We start from the raw sequence: 19,619 nt of genomic DNA on the forward strand, positions 1-19,619 counted from the left end.
AACAGCAACCAGGAGTGCCATGAGCGCCGATCTGTCCTACGTTCAACCGACCGCCAACAGCCCGTGGGGCACCTATCTCTCGCAGGTCGACCGCGTCGTTCCCTACCTGGGCGGCCTGGCCCGCTGGGTCGAGACGCTCAAGCGCCCCAAGCGCGCGCTGATCGTCGACGTGCCAATCGAGATGGACGACGGCACCATCGCCCACTTCGAGGGCTACCGCGTGCAGCACAACATGTCGCGCGGCCCGGGCAAGGGCGGCGTGCGCTTCCACCCCGACGTGACGCTCGAAGAAGTGATGGCCCTGTCGGCCTGGATGACGGTGAAGACCGCCGCGGTGAACCTGCCCTACGGCGGCGCCAAGGGCGGCATCCGCGTCGATCCGAAGAAGCTTTCGCTGCAGGAACTCGAGAAGGTCACGCGTCGCTACACCAGCGAGATCGGCATCATCATCGGCCCGCAGCAAGACATCCCGGCGCCCGACGTCAACACCAACGCCCAGATCATGGCGTGGATGATGGACACCTACTCGATGAACGTCGGCGGCACCGCCACCGGCGTGGTCACCGGCAAGCCGCTGCACCTGGGCGGCTCGCTGGGCCGCGTCAAGGCCACCGGCCGCGGCGTCTTCGTCACCGGCCGCGAGGCGGCGCGGCGCCTCGGGTTGGAGCTGCGTGGCGCGCGCATCGCGGTGCAGGGCTTCGGCAACGTGGGCTCGGTCGCGGCCGAGCTGTTCGCCGAGGCCGGCGCCAAGATCGTCGCGGTGCAGGACCACACCGGCACCATCGTCAACAGCAAGGGCCTCGATCTGAAAGAACTGGTGCCGCTCTCGCGCACCGAGGGCGTGGTGGGCTTCAAGGGCGGCGACGTCATCAACAACGAGGCCTTCTGGGAAATCCCCTGCGACATCCTGATCCCGGCCGCGCTGGAAGGCCAGCTGACCGCCGAGCGCGCGCAGAAGACGACTGCCAAACTGGTGCTCGAAGGCGCCAACGGCCCGACCGTGCCGACGGCCGACGACATCCTGGCCGAGCGCGGCGTGCTCGTGGTGCCCGACGTGATCTGCAATGCAGGCGGCGTGACGGTGAGCTACTTCGAGTGGGTGCAGGACTTCTCGTCCTTCTTCTGGGACGAGGACGAGATCAACGTGCGGCTCGACCGCATCATGATGAACGCGCTCAACCACATCTGGGACACAGCCGACAAGCACAGGATCACGCTGCGCACGGCGACCTTCGCGGTGGCCTGCGAGCGCATCCTGATGGCACGGCAGGAACGCGGCCTCTATCCATGACGCCTGACTACAGCGCGCACATCGATGCCCTGTTGGCCGATGGCCGGCGCAAGCTGCTCGGCCTGGTCGGGGCGCCAGGCTCGGGCAAGTCGACGCTCGCGCTGGCGCTCCGGCAGGCCCTGCCCGGGCGCGTGCAGGTGGTGCCGATGGACGGCTTCCACCTTGCCAACGCGGAGCTGCAGCGGCTGGGTCGGGCCGATCGCAAGGGTGCGCCCGACACCTTCGACAGCGCGGGCTATGTCGCGCTGCTGCGGCGCCTGCGCGAGCAGCGCGAGGACGAGATCGTCTACGCGCCCGAATTCCGCCGCGAGATCGAGGAACCGATCGCAGCTGCGATCGCGGTGTTGCCGCAGACGCAGCTGCTCATCACCGAAGGCAACTACCTGCTGCTGCAGGAAGGCCCGTGGGCCGAGGTTGCGCCCTTGCTCGACGAGGTCTGGTACGTGGAAGTCGACGACGGCCTGCGCATGGAGCGCCTGGTGCAGCGCCACCAGCAGTTCGGCCGCAGCCGCGAAGCAGCGCTGGCCTGGGTGGCAGACACGGACGAGCCCAACGCGCGCCGCATCGCCGCCACGCGCGGCCGGGCGCACCGCGTGATTCATCGCGACGCCTGAGGCGGGAACGCGGCGCGGATCAGGACGTCCAAAAGAAGCCGGTTACGCCGGTGGCATGCCGCTAGCATCTGCGGCTCGCCCATTCCGATGCTTCGATGCCTGTCATGCGCCTTTCGTCTTCATGCACCGCCGCCGCGCTGCTGTTCTCGCTCCTCCTGGCGGGCTGCATCTCGCCTGCCAAGCGCGTCTCCTACGACCCCGAGGAGTTCGATTCGACCACCACGCACACGCGCGTCTTCCGCGCCACGCAGGCGCAGACCTGCGAGGCCGCGCGGCGCGCGCTCTTGAGCCAGGGTTATCTGGTGACGGCGGCGAATGCCGACCTGGTGGCCGGCCGCAAGAGCTTCCAGCCGACCGGCGAGGTGCATGTGGAGGTCGAATTGCGCGTGGTCTGCGCGCGCGAGGGCAGCGCCAACAGCACGGTCGCCTTCGCCAGCGCGCTGCAGGACCGCTACAGCCTGAAGAAGGTCAACAACTCGGCGAGCGTGGGCGTGGGCGCGCTGGGTTCCCTGTCGCTGCCGTTCTCGTCCAGCGACGATGCGCTGGTCAAGGTGGCCAGCGAGACGCTGACCGACGAACGTTTCTACGACCGCTTCTTTGCCTTGATCGACCGCTTTCTGGTGCCCGAATCGGTCGAGGTCACGCCGGTCGCGCCGCCCGAGCCGCCGAAGCCGAGCACCGACGCGCCGCTGCGGCCGGTGCCCCTGTCGCCTTCCCGAGGTTGAGAACTCAAAGCGCGACCGAGCGCGCCGCGTAGGCCGGCAGACCAGTCAATCCGCAGAGGCGCTGCAGCACGCCGTAGCCCTGCGCCAGCGCCGCGGAATAGGTGGCGAAGGCGCGGTCGGCGCGGTGCAGCGGCTCGAAATGGCCGTCGTGGCGCACGTCCTCGTGAATCACCCAGTAGTAGGAACCGTCAAAGGGTTGTTCCACCAGCAAGCCAATCTTTCGCACGTCCATCTCGGTACTCCGTTTTCAAAATGAGTACTAAAGAATGTAAGACTATGTGTCTATTTGGCGGAGGTGAAAAAGTCACGCTCCGGTGGCTTTTGCGCTCCCTCAGCGCACCAGTGTCGACTTGCCGAACAGGCTCTCGATCAGTTCCACCGCCACTTCCGCCGTGCGGTTGCGCACGTCCAGCGCCGGATTGAGTTCGACCACGTCGAGCGAACCCAGCCGGCCGGTGTCGGCGATCATCTCCATGCACAGCTGCATCTCGCGCCAGGTCGGCCCACCGCGCACGCCGGTGCCGACGCCCGGCGCGTAGTCGGGGTCCAGGCAGTCGAGGTCGAAGCTCACGTGCAGGTGCGTGTCTTCGTCGATGTCCTGCAGCGCCTCGGTCATGGTCGTGCGCATGCCGTGCTCGTCGATGTGGCGCATGTCGAACACGTGCAGCCCGAGCGCGCGGATCGCGGCCTTCTCGTCGGCATCGACGCTGCGGATGCCGAGGAAGCGGATCGCGTCGTGCTCGAGCGCTGCGGCCTCGCCGCTCCAGCCGGTCAGCGCCGCCGGCCCGTGGCCGAGCAGGCAGGAGACCGGCATGCCGTGGATGTTGCCGCTCGGGCTGGTGCGCTCGGTGTTGACGTCGGAGTGCGCGTCGAGCCACAGCACGCGCAGCTTCTTGCGGCGCTGGCGCGCATGCCAGGCGATGGCGCTGATCGAGCCGATCGCGAGGCAGTGGTCGCCGCCCATCAGCAGCGGCAGGTGGCCGGCACGCAGCGCCTCGTCGACGGCGGCGTAGACCGATCGATTCCAGGTCACCACCTCGTCGAGATGGCGCAGCCCGTTCGCCGGCTCGGTCCAGGGCGTGGCCGGCCCGGCCAGGTTGCCGCGGTCGACGATCGCGAAGCCGAGTCGCGCGAGGGTGCCGGCGATGTCGGCGACCCGCAACGCATCGGGCCCCATGCCGGCGCCGCGCACGCTGGCGCCGATGTCGGTGGGCGCGCCGATCAGCTGGATGGTGGGAGTGTTCATTGGAAAAAACCTCCGATGGGTATCAGGCGTAGGCCGGAGCCAGTCCGCGGCGCAGTCGGCTGCTCGCGCTGTCGACGATGAAAACCAGCACGAACATGGCGCCGATCACAGTCGACGCCTGTGCCTGCTGGAACAGCGAAAGATGAAAGTACAGCATCTGCCCGAGCCCGCCGGCGCCGACGAAGCCGAGCACCGCCGCCATGCGGATGTTCATCTCCCAACGGTACAGCGTATAGGCCAGCCATTGGGGCCAGACCAGCGGCAGGCTGCCGTAGGCGAAGGCCGCGACCGCGCCGCCGCCGGCATCGAGCAGCGCGCGCTCCGGCGCTTCGGGCACGTTCTCCAGCGTTTCGCTGAAGAGCCGGCCGAACACGCCGGTGGTATGCAAAGCGAGCGCCAGCACGCCCGCGAAGGGGCCGAGCCCGGCCGCGAGCACCATCAGCGCGGCCCACACCAGCTCGGGCACGCTGCGCAGGAAGTTCAGCACGAAGCGCGAGGCCTGGCGCAGCGCCAGCCCGAAGCGCCCCGAGGCGGGCAGCGCCAATGCGGCGCCGGCCAGCATCGCAAGCAGCGTTCCGAGCGCCGACATCGCGAGCGTCTGCAGCGCGCCCCAGGCCGTTTTGGCCAGGAAGGCGGGCGAGAGGTCGGGCGGGAAGAACTCGGCGATGAACTTCGCCATCGCCGCGATCGACTCGCGCGCGAACATGGCGCGGAAGTCGATGCCGAGGTAGATGAAGCTTGCGACCACCGCGATCGCCACCGCGGAAGTCGCCGCGATGCAGCCGAGGCAGGGCCCGGCGGCCCGCGCGCGCTCCGAGGCTGACGGCTGCATAGGCTTCACGCCAGCCACTTTCGCAGCGCCGCGCTGAGTGCATCTGCCATCAGCACCAGCAGCAGGAACACGATCAGGATGGTGCTGGCCTCGCCGCCGTTGAGCATCTTCATCGACTGGTCCATCAGCTGGCCGAGCCCGCCTGCGCCGACGAAGCCCATCACGACCGAGGCGCGCACCGCGCATTCCCAGCGGTAGACGGTGTAGGAGACCAGCTCCTGCGCGGCGCCCGGCAACAGGGCGTAGAACAGCGCGGCGACGCGCCCGCTGCCGGCCTCCAGCAGCGCCCGCGCGGGCCGCGTGTCGCCCGACTCGAGGATCTCCGCGTAGACCTTGCCGAGCATGCCGCCGTAGGTGATCGCCAGCGCGAGCACGCCGGCCGCCGGGCCGAGGCCGAGGGCGCGCACCAGTACCAGCGCCCAAACCACTTCGGGGATGGCGCGCAGCAGGGTGAGCACGCCGCGCGCTGCCGTGCGCACCGCCTGGCCGCGCCAGCGCCCCGGCCCGGGGCCGATGCGCGAGATCGACAGCGCCTGCGTCACCGCGAAGGCCAGCGGCACGGCGAGCACGAAGGCGAGCGCGACGCCGGCCGTGGCCATGGCGAGGGTTTCCAGCGTCGCGCGCGCCAGCAGGCCGAGGAAGTCGGCCGACAGCGCCGGTGGCAGGAAGCCGGCCAGGAAGCCGCCCATCACGCGCAGGCTGGCGGGGGCCAGCAACGCCTGCGGCTTGAACTCTGCGATCACCAGCATCGGCCACAACACCAGCAACCCGAGCAGCAGCGCGCCGAGGCGCCGGCGTGCGAGCGGATCGCGCATTGCGGGCGGGCTCGCGGCACTCATCGGCAGGCGGCCGGAAGCACGGGCTCGCGGCTGCCGCGTTCGATGTCGTTGAAGCCGCCCTGTGCCTGGGTCGGCAGCACGCCGCCTTCGGTGGCGTAGAGCTCCTGCAGCATCGCGCGGCTGACCGCCGCGGCCGGTGCGTCGAACACCACCACGCCGGCGCGCAAGCCGACGATGCGATCGAACCATTTCAAGGCCAGGTCCACCGCATGCAGCGAGGCCACCAGCGTCGCGCCGGTGGCTTCGCTCTGCGCGATCAGTTCGCCGACCGCCATGTCGGCCAGCGCGGGGTCGAGCGCGGAGACCGGCTCGTCGGCGAGCATCAGTTCGGGCGCCTGGTAGAGCACGCGCGCCATGCCGACGCGCTGCAGCTGGCCGCCCGAAAGCCGGTCGCAGCGATCGAACAGCCGGTCGGCCAGGTCCAGCCGCGCGAGCGCGGCCTGCGCGCCGGCGATGTCGCTCGGCACCAGCAGCGAGACCAGCGCGCGAGCGCTCGACCAGGCGCCGAGCCGGCCCGCGAGCACTGCCGTGATGACGCGCAGGCGCGGCGGGATCGGCGGCGCCTGGTGGACGAGGCCGATGCGTGCGCGCAGCGCCTTCAGCGGCCGGGCCCCGAGCTGCCATGGCCGCGCGCCCAGGAGCTCGACGCGGCCCTCGCTCGCGCGCAGCGCGGTCGCCGCGATGCGCAGCAAGCTGGTCTTGCCCGCGCCCGATGGACCGATGACGGCCATGCGTGCGCCGCGTTCGACGGCCAGCGTCACGCCTTGCAGCGCGCGCTGGCCGTTGGGATGCACGAGGCCGACATCCTCGAGCGCCAGCGCGGCTTCGGCGTTCACCGGCTGCCCCAAGCCCTTACTTGATGAGGCCCGCGGACTTGGCAGCGGCTTCGATGCCGTCGTAGTTCGAGGCCTTGGTCGGGATGAACTTCGAGGCGCGCTGCAGCGCCAGGATCTCCTTGTGCTCCGGATTCGCCGCGTCGAGCTTGAGGAAGGCATCGGCGAGCTTCTTCGTCGTCGCGGCATCGAGGCCGGGCCGCACGGTCCAGTTGTAGTCGTAGTAGGGCGCCGTGGTCGCTAGCACGCGCACCTTGGCGGCGTTGGGGTTGGCCGATTCGATCAGCTTGTCCATCACCGAGGCGTTCAGCACGCCGGCTTCGGCCCGGCCCGCGGCCACGAAGGCCACGGTGGCATCGTGCGCGCCCGAGAACGCGACGGTCTTGAAGTCCTTGTCGGGATTGATGCCGGCCTGCAGCAGGAAGTAGCGCGGCATCAGGTGGCCCGAGGTCGAGGAGGGCGAACCGAAGGCGAAGGTGGCGCCCTTGAGATCGGCCAGCGTCTTGGCCTTGCTGTCGGTCGGCACGATGAACTTGCTGGTGAACTTCTCGTCCTCGGCGCGCTGCACGATCGGCACGGCCGCGCCGTTGGTGCGCAGCTTGGCCTGCACGAAGGTGAAGCCGCCGAGCCAGGCCAGGTCGATCTTGTTCGTCGCCAGGCCCTCGACCACCGCGGCGTAGTCGGTGACGGGCGTGAACTGCACGTCGAGGCCGGTCTCCTTCTTCAGGTAGTCGCCGAGCGGCTTGAACTTGCGCTGCAGCTCGGTGGGCGCCTCGTCGGGAATGGCCGACACGCGCAGTACGCCGCTCTGCGCATGGACTGGCGTGCCGGCGGCGAATGCGAGCAGGGAGAAGAGGGCGAGCTGGAGGAGTTGTCGTTTCATGGCGCGCTGCCGGTTGGAGGGAGGGCTGCAGTTTAAGGAGCGGCGGTCCGGAAGCCCGCGAAGACGTCGTCGCGATCGGGCTGGAAGAAGTTGCGGTAGCGGAGGTCGTGCAGCCGCGCATGGGTGGCGAAGGCCCCGCCGCGCAACTCGCGATGGTCGCCGAACCAGGGGGCGGAATAGTCGCGATAGGGCCCGGCCGCGAAACCCGCGTAGGGTTCGAAAGTGCTGGCCGTCCATTCCCATACGCTGTGTCCCCAGGCGAAGTCGGGCTGCGAGGCGGCCGCTTGTTCCCATTCGGCGGCCGTGGGCAGGCGGCGTCCGGCCCAGCACGCATAGGCTTCGGCCTCCCAGGCGTTGAGGTGGATCACGGGCTGGTCGGGGTCTAGCGGCAGCCAGCGGTCGAACCATCGCGTCTGCCATTGCGGCTGCCGGCGCCAGCGCGCGGGATGGCTGCGCGACTGCGCCGCGCGCCAACGGCCTGCATCGCCGGGCCAGAAGGCCGGATCGTCGTAGCCGCCGGCCTCGACGAAGCGCAGGTACTGGCCGGCCATGACCGGCGTGGCATCGATCTCGAAGGCGGCCAGGGGAACAGGATGCTCCGGCAGCTCGTTGTCGAAGGCGAAACCGCCGCGGGTTGCCGGCCAGCCGATGCGAACCTGCGCAGCGGGCACCGTGATCGCGGGCGCTGCGGCGAGGCGCGGCAGGGCCAGGCCTGCGGGTGCGCCGTAGCCCAGCGTCGCGCGCAGCCAGGCGAAGGCCTCGCCGTGCATGTCTTCGTGGAACAGCGCCAGGCGGTGGAAGTACAGGGCTTCGTCGCTGTCGTCCTGCTGCGCGAGCCCGGCGAGGCAGGCGTCGAGTTGCGCGTCGAGCCGCGCGCCGAGTTCGTCGCGCGAGGGCAGCGGCGCAGCCCAGCGCGCGATGTGGGAAAGGCGCGCCGAGTCGAACAGCGCATCGGGGCCCGCCAGTCGAGCGGGCTCGCTGGCCTGCACCCAGCCGTCGGTATCGACCGTGTGCGGGCCGCGCAGCACCCAGAATTCGGCGAACCATGCGAGGTGCGCCAGCTCCCATGCGACGAGGTTTACGCCGGGTTGCTGAGGCACGCGCCATTGCGCATCGCTCAGGTCGAAGGTCCAGGCGCGCGTGCGCGCGCGGCTCTCGCGCAGCGCGGCCGCGAGCGCTTCGCCGGCGAGGGTTCGCGCCTCAGCCATGGTCACGCAGGACGCGCCGCCCTGCCAGAATGGCCCGGTGCTCAAACCCCGAGTCCTGATCGTTACGCCGGCACTGGCGGACGCCAACAACGGCAACTGGCGCACCGCCTCGCGCTGGGCGCAGTTCCTGTCGGGGGTGGCCGAGGTCGAGATTGCACGCACGTGGGACGGCGGGCATTGCGACGCGATGATCGCGCTGCATGCGCGCCGTTCCGCCGATTCGATCGCACGCCTGCGGGCCGCGCGACCGGACTGCCCGATCGCGCTGGTCCTGACCGGCACCGATGTGTACCGCGACATCGACGAGAGCAAGGCAGCGCAGCATTCGCTCCAGTGTGCCAGCCAACTCGTGGTGTTGCAGCCCGATGCGCTCGATCGCCTTGGTGCCGGCGAACGCACCAAGGCCCGCGTGATCCTGCAATCGGCCAGCCGCATGCGCCGCCGCGACGGCGCCCGCAGCCTCGACCTGGTGGCGATCGGCCATCTGCGCGACGAGAAAGACCCGCTCACCCTGATGGCTGCGGCGCGCCGACTGCCTCCGGAGACGCCGATCCGCATCGCGCACATCGGCGACGCGCTGGCGCCGGAGCTGGGCGAAGCGGCGCGCCGCACCATGGCCGAGTGCCCGCACTACCGGTGGCTCGGCGGGCTGCCGCGCGAAGCCGCGCGGCGCTGGATCGCGCGCGCCGGCGCACTGGTGCACATGAGCCGCATCGAGGGCGGCGCGCAGGTGGTGATCGAGGCCGTGCGTTCCGGCGTGCCGGTGCTGGCGAGCCGCATCGGCGGCAATCTGGGATTGCTGGGCGAAGACTACGAGGGCTGCTTCGCCGCCGGCGACGATGCGGCCCTCGCCGCGCTGATGCAGCGCTTCGTGTCGGAACCCGCGTTCGCGGCACGCCTGGCGGCACAGTGCGCGCTGCACGAACCCGATTTCACCCCACAGGCCGAACGCCAAAGCGTGCGGCGCCTGCTGCGCGATCTGCTCGCGCGACCATAATCTTTGCGACCCACGAAAGCCCTCCATGAACGATCGCACCCTCTCTCCAGGCATCCGGCTCACCAGCTTCTCCCACGGCGGCGGCTGCGGCTGCAAGATCGCGCCGGGCGTGCTGTCGGAAATCCTGCGCAACAGCGGCGGGGGCCTGATTCCGCCCGAGCTCATGGTCGGCATCGAGACCGCCGACGATGCGGCGGTCTACCGGCTCAACGACGAGCAGGCGCTGATCGCCACCACCGATTTCTTCATGCCGATCGTCGACGACCCCTTCGACTTCGGCCGCATCGCGGCGACCAATGCGATCAGCGACGTGTACGCGATGGGCGGCACGCCGATCATGGCGCTCGCGCTGGTCGCGATGCCGGTCAACCAGCTGCCGGTGGAGGTGATCGGCGAGATCGTGCGCGGCGGCCAGGCGGTCTGCCGCGAAGCCGGCATCCCGATCGCGGGCGGCCACACCATCGACTCGGTCGAGCCGATCTACGGCCTGGTGGTGATGGGCCTGGTGCATCCGGACAAGGTCCGGCGCAACGCCGATGCCAAGGCCGGCGACCTGCTCGTGCTCGGCAAGCCGCTGGGTGTGGGCGTGCTCTCGGCCGCGTTGAAGAAAGAGAAGCTCGATGCCGAGGGCTATGCGCAGCTGATCGCCAACACCACGCGGCTCAACAAGCCCGGCATCGCGCTGGCCGCGCTCGAAGGCGTGCATGCGCTGACCGACGTGACCGGCTTCGGTCTGGCGGGCCACACGCTCGAGATGGCGCGCGGCGCCGGGCTCCGGGCGGTGATCGACTGGCCGCAGGTGCCGCTCTTGCCGCGTGTCGCCGAAATGGCGGCGCAGGGCTTCGTGACCGGCGCCTCGGGGCGCAACTGGGCCGGCTATGGCGCCGAGGTGCAGCTCGATGCGGCGCTGCCGCCGGTGGCGCAGGACCTGCTGAGCGATCCGCAGACTTCGGGCGGCCTGCTCGTGAGCTGCGCGCCCGACACCGTCGATGAGGTGCTGGCCTTGTTCCATGCGCAGGGCTTCGAAGCCGCGCGCGTGATCGGCCGCATGGAAGCCGGGCCGGCCGGCCTGCGCGTCAGCGCGTAGCCGCGGCAGCGGTCGCCGTCCTCTTGCGCGCCGGCGCCTTGCGGACCGCGGCCTTGGCGGGCGCGGCTTTCTTGCGGGCAGGTACCTTGAGCGGCTTCGCGGCGTTGGCCGCCGTGGCGGCCGCCAGATGCGGGGTCGCCTCGGCGGCCTCGAGCGACCTGATGCGCGCCAGGATCGCGTGGTGCTCTTCCAACAGGTAGTCCGCGATGTCCTCCACGTCCGGCACCGCGCGGCGGCAGGCGATCAGGCCGAAGTCCAGCATGCCGTTGTAGCTCTGCACCGTCATGTTGAGCGCCATGCCATGGCTCGGGATCGACACCGGGTAGTAGGTCAAGAGCTTGGCGCCCGCGAAGTAGAGCGCGGTCTGCGCGCCCGGCACGTTCGAGATCACCACGTTGGCCACCGGCGGCAGCCGGTCCGCCAGCCGGGAGCGGCCGTACATCGAGGCCAGGCCCGACATCAGCCAGGGCGCGCCGAAGGAAGGGAAGTCGGTCGGGATCGCGGCCTTGATGCTGCCCATCAGGTTCTTCGCGGCGGCCGAGGATTCGGAGATGACCTTGATGCGCTCGATCGGATCGGCGACGTCGGTCGCCAGCGTCATGACGGTCATCGAGACCTGGTTGTTCGACGAAGTGTCGCCCGGCGCGCGCAGCGTGACCGGGATGGCTGCGCTCATCGGCTTCTTCGGCAGCTTGCCGTGGTCCGACAGGTAGCGCCGCAGCGCGCCGGCGCAGATGGCCATCACCACGTCGTTGAGGCTGGCGCCGAGCTTCTTGCCGGCCTGCTTGACTTCGGCCAGTGGGATCGAGCGCACCGCATAGGAACGCTGGTTGGTGATTGCCACGTTGAGCGGCGTGCGCGGGCCGAGCACGTTGAGATTCTTCGGCAGCGCCCAGGCCTTGCTGCCCTCGCTGGTCGGCTGCGGGACGATGAGGCTGCGCACCGCGCGCGCCATGTCGGGCAGCGTCTTCACCAGCTTCACGTACTGCTGCAGCGTGTTGGTGAAGGCGGCGCCCGCCAGTTCGGCCACGCCGAGCTGGTAATTCCTGCGCCGCGCGATCTGCCGCGGCGCTTTGATGGGGTCGGGATGGGGCGTCAGATCCATGATCGCCTGCGCGAAGGCGGCGCCGGCCTGGCCGTCGATGCCGGCATGGTGCACTTTCGAGTACATCGCCATGCCGCCGCCCTGCAGGCCGTCGATCACGAAGAACTCCCACAGCGGCCGGCTGCGGTCCATCAGCGTCGAATGCAGGCGGCCCACGTACTGCTCCAGCTGCCGCATCGTGCCGGGTCGCGGCAGCGTGACGCGCCGCACGTGGTAGTCGAGATCGACATCGTCGTCTTCGACCCAGACGGGGTTGGAGAGCTCGAAGGGCATCAGCGCGAGCTTGCGCGTGAAGATCTCCGAGAGGTGCATGCGGCTCGCGATGTGCGCTTTCACGTCCTCGTAGAAATCGCCTTTGTAGCCGGCGGGCAGCTCGAGCAGGTGCAGGCCGCCGACGTGCATGGGCGTCTCCGGCGTCTCGGTGTGGAGGAAGGTTGCATCGAGGCCGCTCAGGTGTTTCATTCGGGTGTCCTGTGTCTTGCGCGTCAAAATGATCGGCAATGTGGCAGGCGCCGGATAGCGGGTAAGCCCCGAGGGCGTCTCGTCGTAGCATCGCGGGGGCCGAAGAAAATTGGGGCAGTTGGACTAACTATCGAACCGTTCTAGTTTTTCAGGCCTAGGCCTTTGCGAAGAAGATGAGCCTCATCAACTTCACCAGGAAACCACCATGTCCACGCAAAACATCTCCACGGCCGCCATCCATGTCGTCGGTCAGTACAACGAGGCCGGCAAGACGCTGGTCAGCGCCTACCGCACCGGCGCGCATCGGCTGCTGAACGGCGCCGCTTCGCGCTACAGCGCCTTCCTCGGCAAACGCCAACTGCCGCTCCTGAACGACGACATCAAGGCCCGCCTGATCGGCGCGCAAGACAAGATCAACGGCTTCCTGGCCAACCGCCTCGACATCGACACCGGCCGCGTGGTCTCGGTGATGGACCGTGTCGCCGCCGGTACCACGAGCGGCATCGAGTCGGTCGCCAAGGTCGCAGCGCGCGTCGAGTCGCCGCTCGGCAGCTCGGTGCTGAACACGCTGGGCAGCGTCCACATGCCGATCGCCAACGTTTCGGTGCAGATCGCCGACAAGATCGCCGCCGGTGCCAAGCAGATCGAAAGCCGCGTGGCCGGCGACACGAGCGCCGCCCAGGTCGTCAAGACCGTGAAGGCCAAGGCCAAGCCGGTGGTGCGACGCGCCGTGCGCAGCACCACGCGCAAGGCCTGATGGCCGTGGCGGCCGGCCGCCTTTCTTTCAACGTCCTCCGGAGCAACGATGGCGACTCGCCGCGATGAAACTGTCAGCGTGAAGAAGAAGGCGGCGGCCGCCAAGAAAGCGGCGCCGGCCAAGAAGTCGGCGCCGGCCAAGAAGTCGGCGCCGCGCAAGGCGGCTCCAGCCAAGAAAACGACAGCCGCCGCGCCTGCAAAGAAGGCCGGCGCGCAAGGCCTGCTGCGCGCAGGCCTGAAGGCCTTGGGCAACGTGCGCAACGACGTCGTCAAGCGCCAGACCAACGTCATCGAAAGCCTGCTCGGCATCGGGCAACCCAAGCCCGATGCCCCGGCGCGCGGCTTTCCGGGGCTCGACAGCTTCGGTATCCGCAAGTTCGAAGACGTGTTCGACCAGCGCGTCGCCACGGCGATGCAGCGACTGGGCATGCCCAGCGCACAGGAAATCCAGGAACTGCGCGAGCAGATGCGCCTCTTGCTCGAGCATCTCGAGCGCATCGAATCCGGCCGGCGCAAGCGCTGAGGCACAACGCTTCGAGCCCTTCAGCCCGTGGCCAGCTCCAACACGACGCGCGAACGCATCCTGCAGACCAGCCTGGCGCTGTTCAACGCGCAAGGGCTCGCGGCAGTGTCGACGCACAGGATCGCGGCCGAGCTCGAGATCAGCCCCGGCAACCTCCACTACCACTTCAAGGCCAAGCAGCTGATCGTCGATCGGCTGTTCCGGCGCTTCGAGGACCGGCTCGAACTGCTCAACGCCTCGTCGGATACCGTGCGCGCGATCGACGACCTCTGGCTCGCGCTGCACCTGCGCTTCGAGGCCATCGACGCCTACCGCTTCGTCTACCGCGACATGGCCTACCTCTCCGGCGAGTACCCCGAACTCGGGCAGCGGGCGCAGGGGCTGACGGCGCAGAACCTGCTGGCGGCGCAATCCTTGTGCGAAACGCTGGTGGCCGCCGGTGTCATCGATGCGACAGCCGAGGAGGCGCAGATGCTCGCGCTGCAGATGGTGTTCACCACCACCTGCTGGCTTTCCTTCGAGCGGCTGGTGCCGGGCCGCGACGCCCTGCAGCAGGCCGATCCGGGGCTGGCGGCCTTCTACACGCTGACGTTGGTTTCCCCCTACGTTTCCCGCGAATCGAGGGCTTACCTTGATTACCTCCGGGGCAAATACCTCCGATAAATGAGCTTGCCGTCCGACTGGTATTCGGCCTGCGCGACCGCACATTCACCCAGAACGACAAAGGAGAACTTCATGATGGCAGCCACCCACAACCCGATCCCGCCGCCCTCGCGCCTGCTGCTTCTTGCTGAGGCGCGCGCGCTCTGGGAGGCCGGCGCTGCCGTCGCCCTCTGGCCGCTGCTGCAACTGACGCCGCGCGGCGACGGTCATCCGGTGCTGGTGCTGCCCGGCCTGGTGGCGAGCGACATGTCCACCAAGCTGCTGCGGCACTACCTGCGAAGCCGCGGCTACGACGCCCACGGCTGGGGCCTGGGGCGCAACCTCGGCCCGCGCGAGGGCATCGAGGACGGCATGATCGAAAAGCTCGAATCGCTGCATGCCGAAACCGGCCGCAAGGTCAGCCTGATCGGCTGGAGCCTGGGCGGCGTCTATGCGCGCCTGCTCGCGTCGACCCGGCCGGACCTGGTGCGCAGCGTGGTCACGCTGGGGAGCCCCTTCACGGGCAGCGCACGTGCAACGAATGCATGGCGCGTCTACGAAGGCGTGAGTGGCCAGAGCTCGGAAGACCCGCGGCGCATGAAGCAGGTGCGGCCGACGCCCAAGGTGCCCACCACCTCGATCTTCAGCCGCAGCGACGGCGTGGTCGCGTGGCAATGCAGCGTGGAAGAGACCGGGCCGAGCTCGGAGAACATCGAAGTGGTGGCCAGCCACCTGGGGCTGGGTGCGCATCCGGCGGTGCTCTATGCGCTGGCGGATCGGCTGGCGCAGCCGGAGGGGGCGTGGAAGCCTTTCAATCGAGGCGCGCTCGGGCCGCTGGTGTTTCCTGATCCGGCGCGGCCGGAGTAGGCGCGCGGCGGTTGTGGCAAGCTACGCTTCATCGAGCAATTCCACCAGGAGATCAGCGTGAATACCGACCTGGAAGCCCTTGAAGCCGAGGTACTGAAGCTTGATCCTTCCGATCGGTCACATCTTCTCGAGCGGCTCATCGCGAGTCTTGATCCGGATCCTGAAGTCGAAGAGGCTTGGGAACGCGAGGCGAACAGAAGGGAAGCTGAACTGAGTTCCGGCGCTGTCGCGGCCGTGCCTGGGCACGAGGCCATGGGTCAGCTGCGCTCCAACCTTTCGCGGTGACCTGGTCTCTGCATCCAGGCGCCGTGCAGGATCTCGCGGGCATTCTGGATTTTTACTCCGAGCGCGCGGGTTCGTGGCGCGCTTCCTCGCCGAGTTCGAGCGTGTTGCCGAATTGTTGGTGGAGCATCCGCGCTTCGGCACGCCGACCGCGAGCGGGCGCAGGGCCTTTCCCCTTGCGAATATTTCCCTACACGGTCGTGTATCGTCAGCTCGATTCCGATATTCGCATCCTCATCGTCCGCCATCAGCACCGAAAGCCCAACTACGGTGGAGCGAGACGATAGTCCGTGCGTTCGGACATCATTTTGGGACGAACCACGATGGAGGTGGGCCATGATCTTCGATCACATCGGCTTCAATGTGAGCGATTTGCAGGCCAGCAAGGCCTTCTATGTCCGGGCGCTGGCGCCGCTCGGCATCGGTGTCGCGATGGACGGTGAAGGCTGGGTCATGCTCGGCCGCCCCGGCAGACCCCAGTTCTGGATCGGCTCGTTCGGCAGCAGCCCGGGTCCCATTCACATCGCGTTCGCGGCCGAGAACCGCGAGCAGGTCCGTCGGTTCTACGACGCAGCGCTCGCCGCAGGGGGCAAGGACAACGGCCCGCCGGGGCTGCGCGAGCACTATCACGCCAACTACTACGGCGCCTTCGTCATCGGTCCCGACGGGCACAACGTCGAGGCCGTGTGCCACGCGCCGGAGGCTTGAGCTTCCGCACAGCATGGCGACGACCCGGACGACGCCGAAGAACATCGACGCGTACATCGCGGCCTTTTCGCCCGAGGTGCAGGCGATCCTCGAAGAGATACGAACGACGATCAGGAAGGCCGCACCCGACGCCGAGGAGACGATCAGCTACCAGATCCCCGCTTTCACGCTGGGCGGTGTTCTGGCGTACTTCGCGGCCTTCAAGAAGCACATCGGCTTCTATCCGCCGGTGCGGGGCGACGCGCGGCTGGAGAAGGCCGTGTCCGTCTACGCGGGGGAGAAGGGCAACCTGCGATTCCCGCTCGACCAGCCGATGCCGTACGGGCTGATCGAGCGGATCGTGAAACTCAGGGTCAAGCAGAACCTGGCCAACGCAAGCGCGAAGGTGGGGAAGCGGCGAAGCTGATCATCGCGACTTCAGTTCCCCGCCCACACATCCAGCACATAGCGCTTCTCGGCAATCATCCTGTCCAGCCAGGCGTTGCCGTCCTGCCCATGCTCGCGCGCGATGTCCGACAACGCGCGCCGCACGTCGGGCTCCATGCGCGAGCCGTCGCCGCAGACGTAGACGATCGCGCCCTGTTCCAGCAGCCGCCAGACCTCGGCCGACTGCTCGCGGATGCGGTCCTGCACATAGACCTTGCGGTCGCCCGCGCGCGAGAACGCGGTGTGGAGCTGCACCACGCCGCGCTCGGCCCAGCTCTTGAGCTCGTCGGCATAGATGAAGTCCTGATCGGGATGCCGGCAGCCGAAGAAGAGCATGGCCTTGCCTGGCGTCGCGCCCTTGGCGATCTGCGCCTCGCGTTCCTGCAGGAAGCCGCGAAAGGGCGCGAGGCCGGTGCCCGGCCCGACCATGATCATCGGACGCTGCGGGTCGTCGGGCAGGCGGAAGCCCTCGGCCGTGGTTTCGCGCACCACGCCATGCACCATTTCGCCGGCCTCGGTGCGCGAGAGATAGTTGGAGCACACGCCTTCGAACTGGCCGAAACCGGAGCGCGCAGGGCCCGCCACCACGCCCACCGTGACACTGCAGCGCCCGCTGTCGACCGAGGGCGATGAGGAGATCGAGTAGTAGCGCAGCGAGAGCGGCGACAGCATTTCCAGAAACACGGCGAACGGCACTTGGCAGGCCGGAAACTCTTCCAGCAGGTCGAGCACCGACTTGCGCTTTTGCAGCACCTCGCTCTTGTAGAGCGCCGCGGAGGCCTCGTCGGCGCCCGACAGCGCCGCCAGCTTCGGCTTCGTGAAGGGGCATTCGGTGTGCGCCGCGAGTTGGGCGATCTGCTTGCGCGTGACTACGTCCTGGAGCTCGACGTAGTCGCCCAGCAGGCGGTCGACCGCGATCACCTGGTCCACCGGCAGCGCGGCCTTTCGCCCGGGTTGCGCCTGCAGGCGCACATGCGCCTTGCGGTCGAAGCCGAAGCGCGCCATCGCGCGCTCCACCTGCGCCGGGCCGTTGCGCGGCACCACGCTCAGGTGGTCGCCGGGCCGGTAGCTCACGCCCTCGGGCAGCTGCAGTTCGACGTGCCGTGTCGAGCGTCCTTCGACATCGCTGCTGCCGGCGCTTTGCAACTCACGGTTTTCGATCACGCGCATGCCCACGGCGCCCAGAGCGTCGACCAGCGCGTTCTTCTGCGGCGGCGGCAGTTCCTCGAGCGTGTAGAGCGGCTCGCTCTGCGCCGGCGTGTAGTCGCCCTGCTTGAGGTCGAAGGCCGCGACGAGCTGCGGCCACAGCGCATCGCTCCAGTCCTGGAAAGCGCCGTCCATGTCCTCGCGCGCATCGCCTTCGCCGCGTGCGTGGACGCGCGTCGCGCCGAGCGCGGCGAGCCGCTCGTCGATGCGCCGAGGCACGGCCTGGTAGGTCGAGGCCCAGTCGGTGTTGCCGCAGCCGAACACGCTGAAGCGCACGCCGTTGAGCGAGTCGTCGGCCTTGTCGAGCCAGCGATGGAACTCGGCCGCGTTGTCGGGCGCCACGCCGTTGTAGGAGGCGCAGACGACGGCGACGGCGCCGTTCGCGGGCAGCCGCTCCGCATAGTCGTCGAGCGAGGCGAGCTGGGTCGAGAAGCCGCGCATCTCGCCGGCCTCGGCCAGCTGGCGCGCCAAGTCCTCGGCGGTGCCGAGGTTGGAGCCCTGAAGGACCAGCAGCGATGTGCCGTGGCGCGCGGCCTGCGGCTTCGCGGCGGCAGGGCGCTCGACCGCGGCCTGCACCGACTGCGAGGAGGCCTCGCCGCGCGGCCGTGTGGCCGGATCGCGCAGCAGCGCCTTGATCTTGAAGCCCTCCGGCTTGATCGTGAGCGCCTCCTTGATCTTGAGCTTGTAGCCCGTGTGATCGACCAGCGTGAAGCGCTGCAGGATCATGCCCAGCGTGAGCACCGCCTCCTGCAGCGCGAACTGCCGCCCGATGCAGGCGCGCTGCCCGTTGCCGAAGGGCTTGAAGGCATTGACGGGCCGCTCGCGCTCGGCGTCGCGACTGAAGTGGTCGGGGTTGAACCGTTCCGCATCCTCGCCCCACACCGTCTTGTCGCGGTGCAGCGCGAGCGCATGCATGATGACCATGTTGCGCTTCTTGATCGTGTACTGGCCGCCGATGGTCGTGTCTTCCTTCGCCGCCATCGCGATCGCCGGCGCGGTCGGGAACATGCGCAGCGATTCCTTGAGCACCTGCAGCACGTAGACCAGGCGGTTCACCTGCGCGTAGCTGGGCTTCACCGAGAGGTCGGACCCGAACACGTTGTCGACCTCGGCCTGGGCCTTGGCCATCGCCTCGGGGTTGTTCAGCAGGAAGTAGATCGCGAAGGACAGCAGGCCGCTGGTGGTCTCATGGCCGGCGATCAGGAACTCGATGCATTCGTCGCGGATCTGCCGGTCGTCCAGCCGCTCACCGGTCTTCTTGTCGACCCCGGCAATCATGTAGCTCAGCAGGTCGGGTTTGGTCGCGATGTCGGCGCCGCTCGCTCGCCGCTCCTGGATGATGTCTTCCACCATCTTGTGCATGAAGCGGATGTCCTTGCGCTGCTGCGCCAGCTCCTTCTTGAGCATCAGCTCCTCGAGCGGGATGCCGCGCCGGTTCTGCACCGTCTCGAGCGTGCGCACCATCGCGTCGACGAAAGGGTGGAAGCCCTCGCGGTAGAAGGAATTGAAGCGGTAGCCGAAGCCGCACAGGCCGATGGTGTCGAGCGTGAGCGCGGTCATGTCGCGCACCACGTCCACCTCTTCGTCGAAGTTGAGCCGCTCCCACTTGGTGACGAGCTGCTCGGCGATGTCCAACATCATCGGGTGGTAGGCCTGCATCGCGCGCTGGCTGAAGTTGGCCAAGAGGATGTTGTGCGGCTTCGACCAGGTCGCCTCGTGCGTGTCGGAGGTGAAGAGGCCGTGCGAGAGCGCGCGCAGCCGGCGCAGCGTGCCCTTGGTGCTCTTGTCGAAGCGCTTCTCGTCGCACAGCTCGTCGACCAGCGCGGCCGAGGACACCACGATCACCGGCATGCCCGGCATGTCGAGCCAGTAGATGGCGCCGAGCTCCTGCGCGATCTTCCACATGTCGAGCACCGGCGAGTCGGAGCCGATCGACAGGATGTTGCCGACGAAGGGTTTCTTCGCCGGATGCGGGATCGGGTAGAGCGCGTTCTTGCCTGCCATGGTGTTCTGATGCCTCCGGTCAGCCCGTTGCGTGCGACATCGCAGTATCTCGATGCCGCTGCGCGCGGCAGGCAGGGCTATCC

General features: G+C 68.6%; 21 protein-coding genes. 12 read left to right on the forward strand and 9 right to left on the reverse strand.

Annotated features, from left to right (window positions below):
- Positions 1-19: 19 nt before the first annotated feature.
- From ACSQ9A_RS02935 to ACSQ9A_RS02945, 3 genes are all read left to right on the forward strand, one after another.
- Positions 20-1,291 carry a Glu/Leu/Phe/Val family dehydrogenase gene (locus ACSQ9A_RS02935; RefSeq protein ID WP_436294415.1) on the forward strand — a complete coding sequence of 424 codons (1,272 nt, stop codon included), beginning with the start codon at positions 20-22 and terminating at the stop codon, positions 1,289-1,291.
- A complete protein-coding gene (locus tag ACSQ9A_RS02940; protein ID WP_436302625.1) occupies positions 1,288-1,905 on the forward strand; it encodes a nucleoside/nucleotide kinase family protein in 618 nt (205 codons plus the stop codon). Before ACSQ9A_RS02935 ends, ACSQ9A_RS02940 begins: the two co-directional genes overlap by 4 nt.
- 95 nt (positions 1,906-2,000) lie before the next feature.
- The gene (locus ACSQ9A_RS02945) at positions 2,001-2,630 is read left to right on the forward strand and encodes a DUF2242 domain-containing protein (RefSeq protein ID WP_436302626.1); all 630 of its coding nucleotides are present in this window, start codon (positions 2,001-2,003) and stop codon (positions 2,628-2,630) included.
- A gap of 4 nt (positions 2,631-2,634) precedes the next feature.
- On the opposite strand, the gene ACSQ9A_RS02950 is transcribed toward ACSQ9A_RS02945, so the two are convergent.
- The 7 genes from ACSQ9A_RS02950 to senA form a co-directional block, all read right to left on the reverse strand.
- Positions 2,635-2,862, reverse strand: coding sequence for a hypothetical protein (locus ACSQ9A_RS02950; RefSeq protein ID WP_093105107.1), 228 nt, complete (start codon positions 2,860-2,862; stop codon positions 2,635-2,637).
- Positions 2,863-2,961: 99 nt separating this feature from the next.
- A complete protein-coding gene (gene rocF / locus ACSQ9A_RS02955; protein ID WP_436294418.1) occupies positions 2,962-3,876 on the reverse strand; it encodes an arginase in 915 nt (304 codons plus the stop codon).
- A 22-nt stretch (positions 3,877-3,898) separates the two neighbouring features.
- Positions 3,899-4,708, reverse strand: a complete 810-nt coding sequence (gene phnE, locus ACSQ9A_RS02960; RefSeq protein ID WP_436306247.1) for a phosphonate ABC transporter, permease protein PhnE — start codon at positions 4,706-4,708, stop codon at positions 3,899-3,901.
- Between the two features lie 5 nt (positions 4,709-4,713).
- A complete protein-coding gene (locus ACSQ9A_RS02965) occupies positions 4,714-5,547 on the reverse strand; it encodes a PhnE/PtxC family ABC transporter permease (RefSeq protein WP_436302627.1) in 834 nt (277 codons plus the stop codon).
- The gene (locus ACSQ9A_RS02970; RefSeq protein WP_244503819.1) at positions 5,544-6,383 is read right to left on the reverse strand and encodes a phosphonate ABC transporter ATP-binding protein; all 840 of its coding nucleotides are present in this window, start codon (positions 6,381-6,383) and stop codon (positions 5,544-5,546) included. Before ACSQ9A_RS02970 ends, ACSQ9A_RS02965 begins: the two co-directional genes overlap by 4 nt.
- Positions 6,384-6,399: 16 nt before the next feature.
- A complete protein-coding gene (locus ACSQ9A_RS02975) occupies positions 6,400-7,263 on the reverse strand; it encodes a putative selenate ABC transporter substrate-binding protein (RefSeq protein WP_436302628.1) in 864 nt (287 codons plus the stop codon).
- Between the two features lie 32 nt (positions 7,264-7,295).
- Positions 7,296-8,516: a selenoneine synthase SenA gene (senA, locus tag ACSQ9A_RS02980; RefSeq protein WP_436302629.1), complete on the reverse strand. Its 1,221-nt coding sequence runs from the start codon at positions 8,514-8,516 to the stop codon at positions 7,296-7,298.
- On the opposite strand from senA, the gene senB reads away from it, so the two are divergent.
- Positions 8,509-9,468: a selenoneine biosynthesis selenosugar synthase SenB gene (senB, locus tag ACSQ9A_RS02985; RefSeq protein WP_436302630.1), complete on the forward strand. Its 960-nt coding sequence runs from the start codon at positions 8,509-8,511 to the stop codon at positions 9,466-9,468. The genes senA and senB overlap by 8 nt on opposite strands.
- A gap of 25 nt (positions 9,469-9,493) precedes the next feature.
- Positions 9,494-10,555, forward strand: a complete 1,062-nt coding sequence (gene selD / locus ACSQ9A_RS02990; RefSeq protein ID WP_436302631.1) for a selenide, water dikinase SelD — start codon at positions 9,494-9,496, stop codon at positions 10,553-10,555.
- On the opposite strand, the gene ACSQ9A_RS02995 is transcribed toward selD, so the two are convergent.
- A complete protein-coding gene (locus ACSQ9A_RS02995; RefSeq protein WP_436302632.1) occupies positions 10,545-12,122 on the reverse strand; it encodes a WS/DGAT/MGAT family O-acyltransferase in 1,578 nt (525 codons plus the stop codon). The two genes, selD and ACSQ9A_RS02995, sit on opposite strands and share 11 nt — an antisense overlap.
- A 205-nt stretch (positions 12,123-12,327) precedes the next feature.
- Between ACSQ9A_RS02995 and ACSQ9A_RS03000 the strand changes: the two genes are divergently transcribed.
- The 7 genes from ACSQ9A_RS03000 to ACSQ9A_RS03030 all read left to right on the forward strand — a co-directional run bounded on the left by ACSQ9A_RS03000 (position 12,328) and on the right by ACSQ9A_RS03030 (position 16,306).
- The gene (locus tag ACSQ9A_RS03000; protein ID WP_093105125.1) at positions 12,328-12,879 is read left to right on the forward strand and encodes a hypothetical protein; all 552 of its coding nucleotides are present in this window, start codon (positions 12,328-12,330) and stop codon (positions 12,877-12,879) included.
- Positions 12,880-12,927: 48 nt separating this feature from the next.
- A complete protein-coding gene (locus ACSQ9A_RS03005; protein ID WP_436302633.1) occupies positions 12,928-13,401 on the forward strand; it encodes a phasin family protein in 474 nt (157 codons plus the stop codon).
- 27 nt (positions 13,402-13,428) lie between these two features.
- Positions 13,429-14,064, forward strand: a complete 636-nt coding sequence (locus tag ACSQ9A_RS03010) for a TetR/AcrR family transcriptional regulator (protein ID WP_093105131.1) — start codon at positions 13,429-13,431, stop codon at positions 14,062-14,064.
- A gap of 72 nt (positions 14,065-14,136) precedes the next feature.
- Positions 14,137-14,910 carry an esterase/lipase family protein gene (locus ACSQ9A_RS03015; RefSeq protein ID WP_436302634.1) on the forward strand — a complete coding sequence of 258 codons (774 nt, stop codon included), beginning with the start codon at positions 14,137-14,139 and terminating at the stop codon, positions 14,908-14,910.
- A 57-nt stretch (positions 14,911-14,967) separates the two neighbouring features.
- Positions 14,968-15,195, forward strand: a complete 228-nt coding sequence (locus tag ACSQ9A_RS03020; protein WP_436302635.1) for an addiction module protein — start codon at positions 14,968-14,970, stop codon at positions 15,193-15,195.
- A gap of 336 nt (positions 15,196-15,531) precedes the next feature.
- On the forward strand, positions 15,532-15,900 hold the full coding sequence (locus ACSQ9A_RS03025) for a VOC family protein (protein ID WP_093105462.1): 369 nt from the start codon (positions 15,532-15,534) through the stop codon (positions 15,898-15,900).
- A gap of 13 nt (positions 15,901-15,913) precedes the next feature.
- Positions 15,914-16,306, forward strand: coding sequence for an iron chaperone (locus ACSQ9A_RS03030; protein ID WP_436302636.1), 393 nt, complete (start codon positions 15,914-15,916; stop codon positions 16,304-16,306).
- An 11-nt stretch (positions 16,307-16,317) separates the two neighbouring features.
- Here ACSQ9A_RS03030 and ACSQ9A_RS03035 read toward each other — a convergent pair whose 3' ends face one another.
- A complete protein-coding gene (locus ACSQ9A_RS03035; RefSeq protein ID WP_436302637.1) occupies positions 16,318-19,536 on the reverse strand; it encodes a bifunctional cytochrome P450/NADPH--P450 reductase in 3,219 nt (1,072 codons plus the stop codon).
- Between the last annotated feature and the right edge of the window lie 83 nt (positions 19,537-19,619).

The organism is Variovorax sp. LjRoot290 (assembly GCF_964253985.1).
Lineage (GTDB): Bacteria > Pseudomonadota > Gammaproteobacteria > Burkholderiales > Burkholderiaceae_C > Variovorax.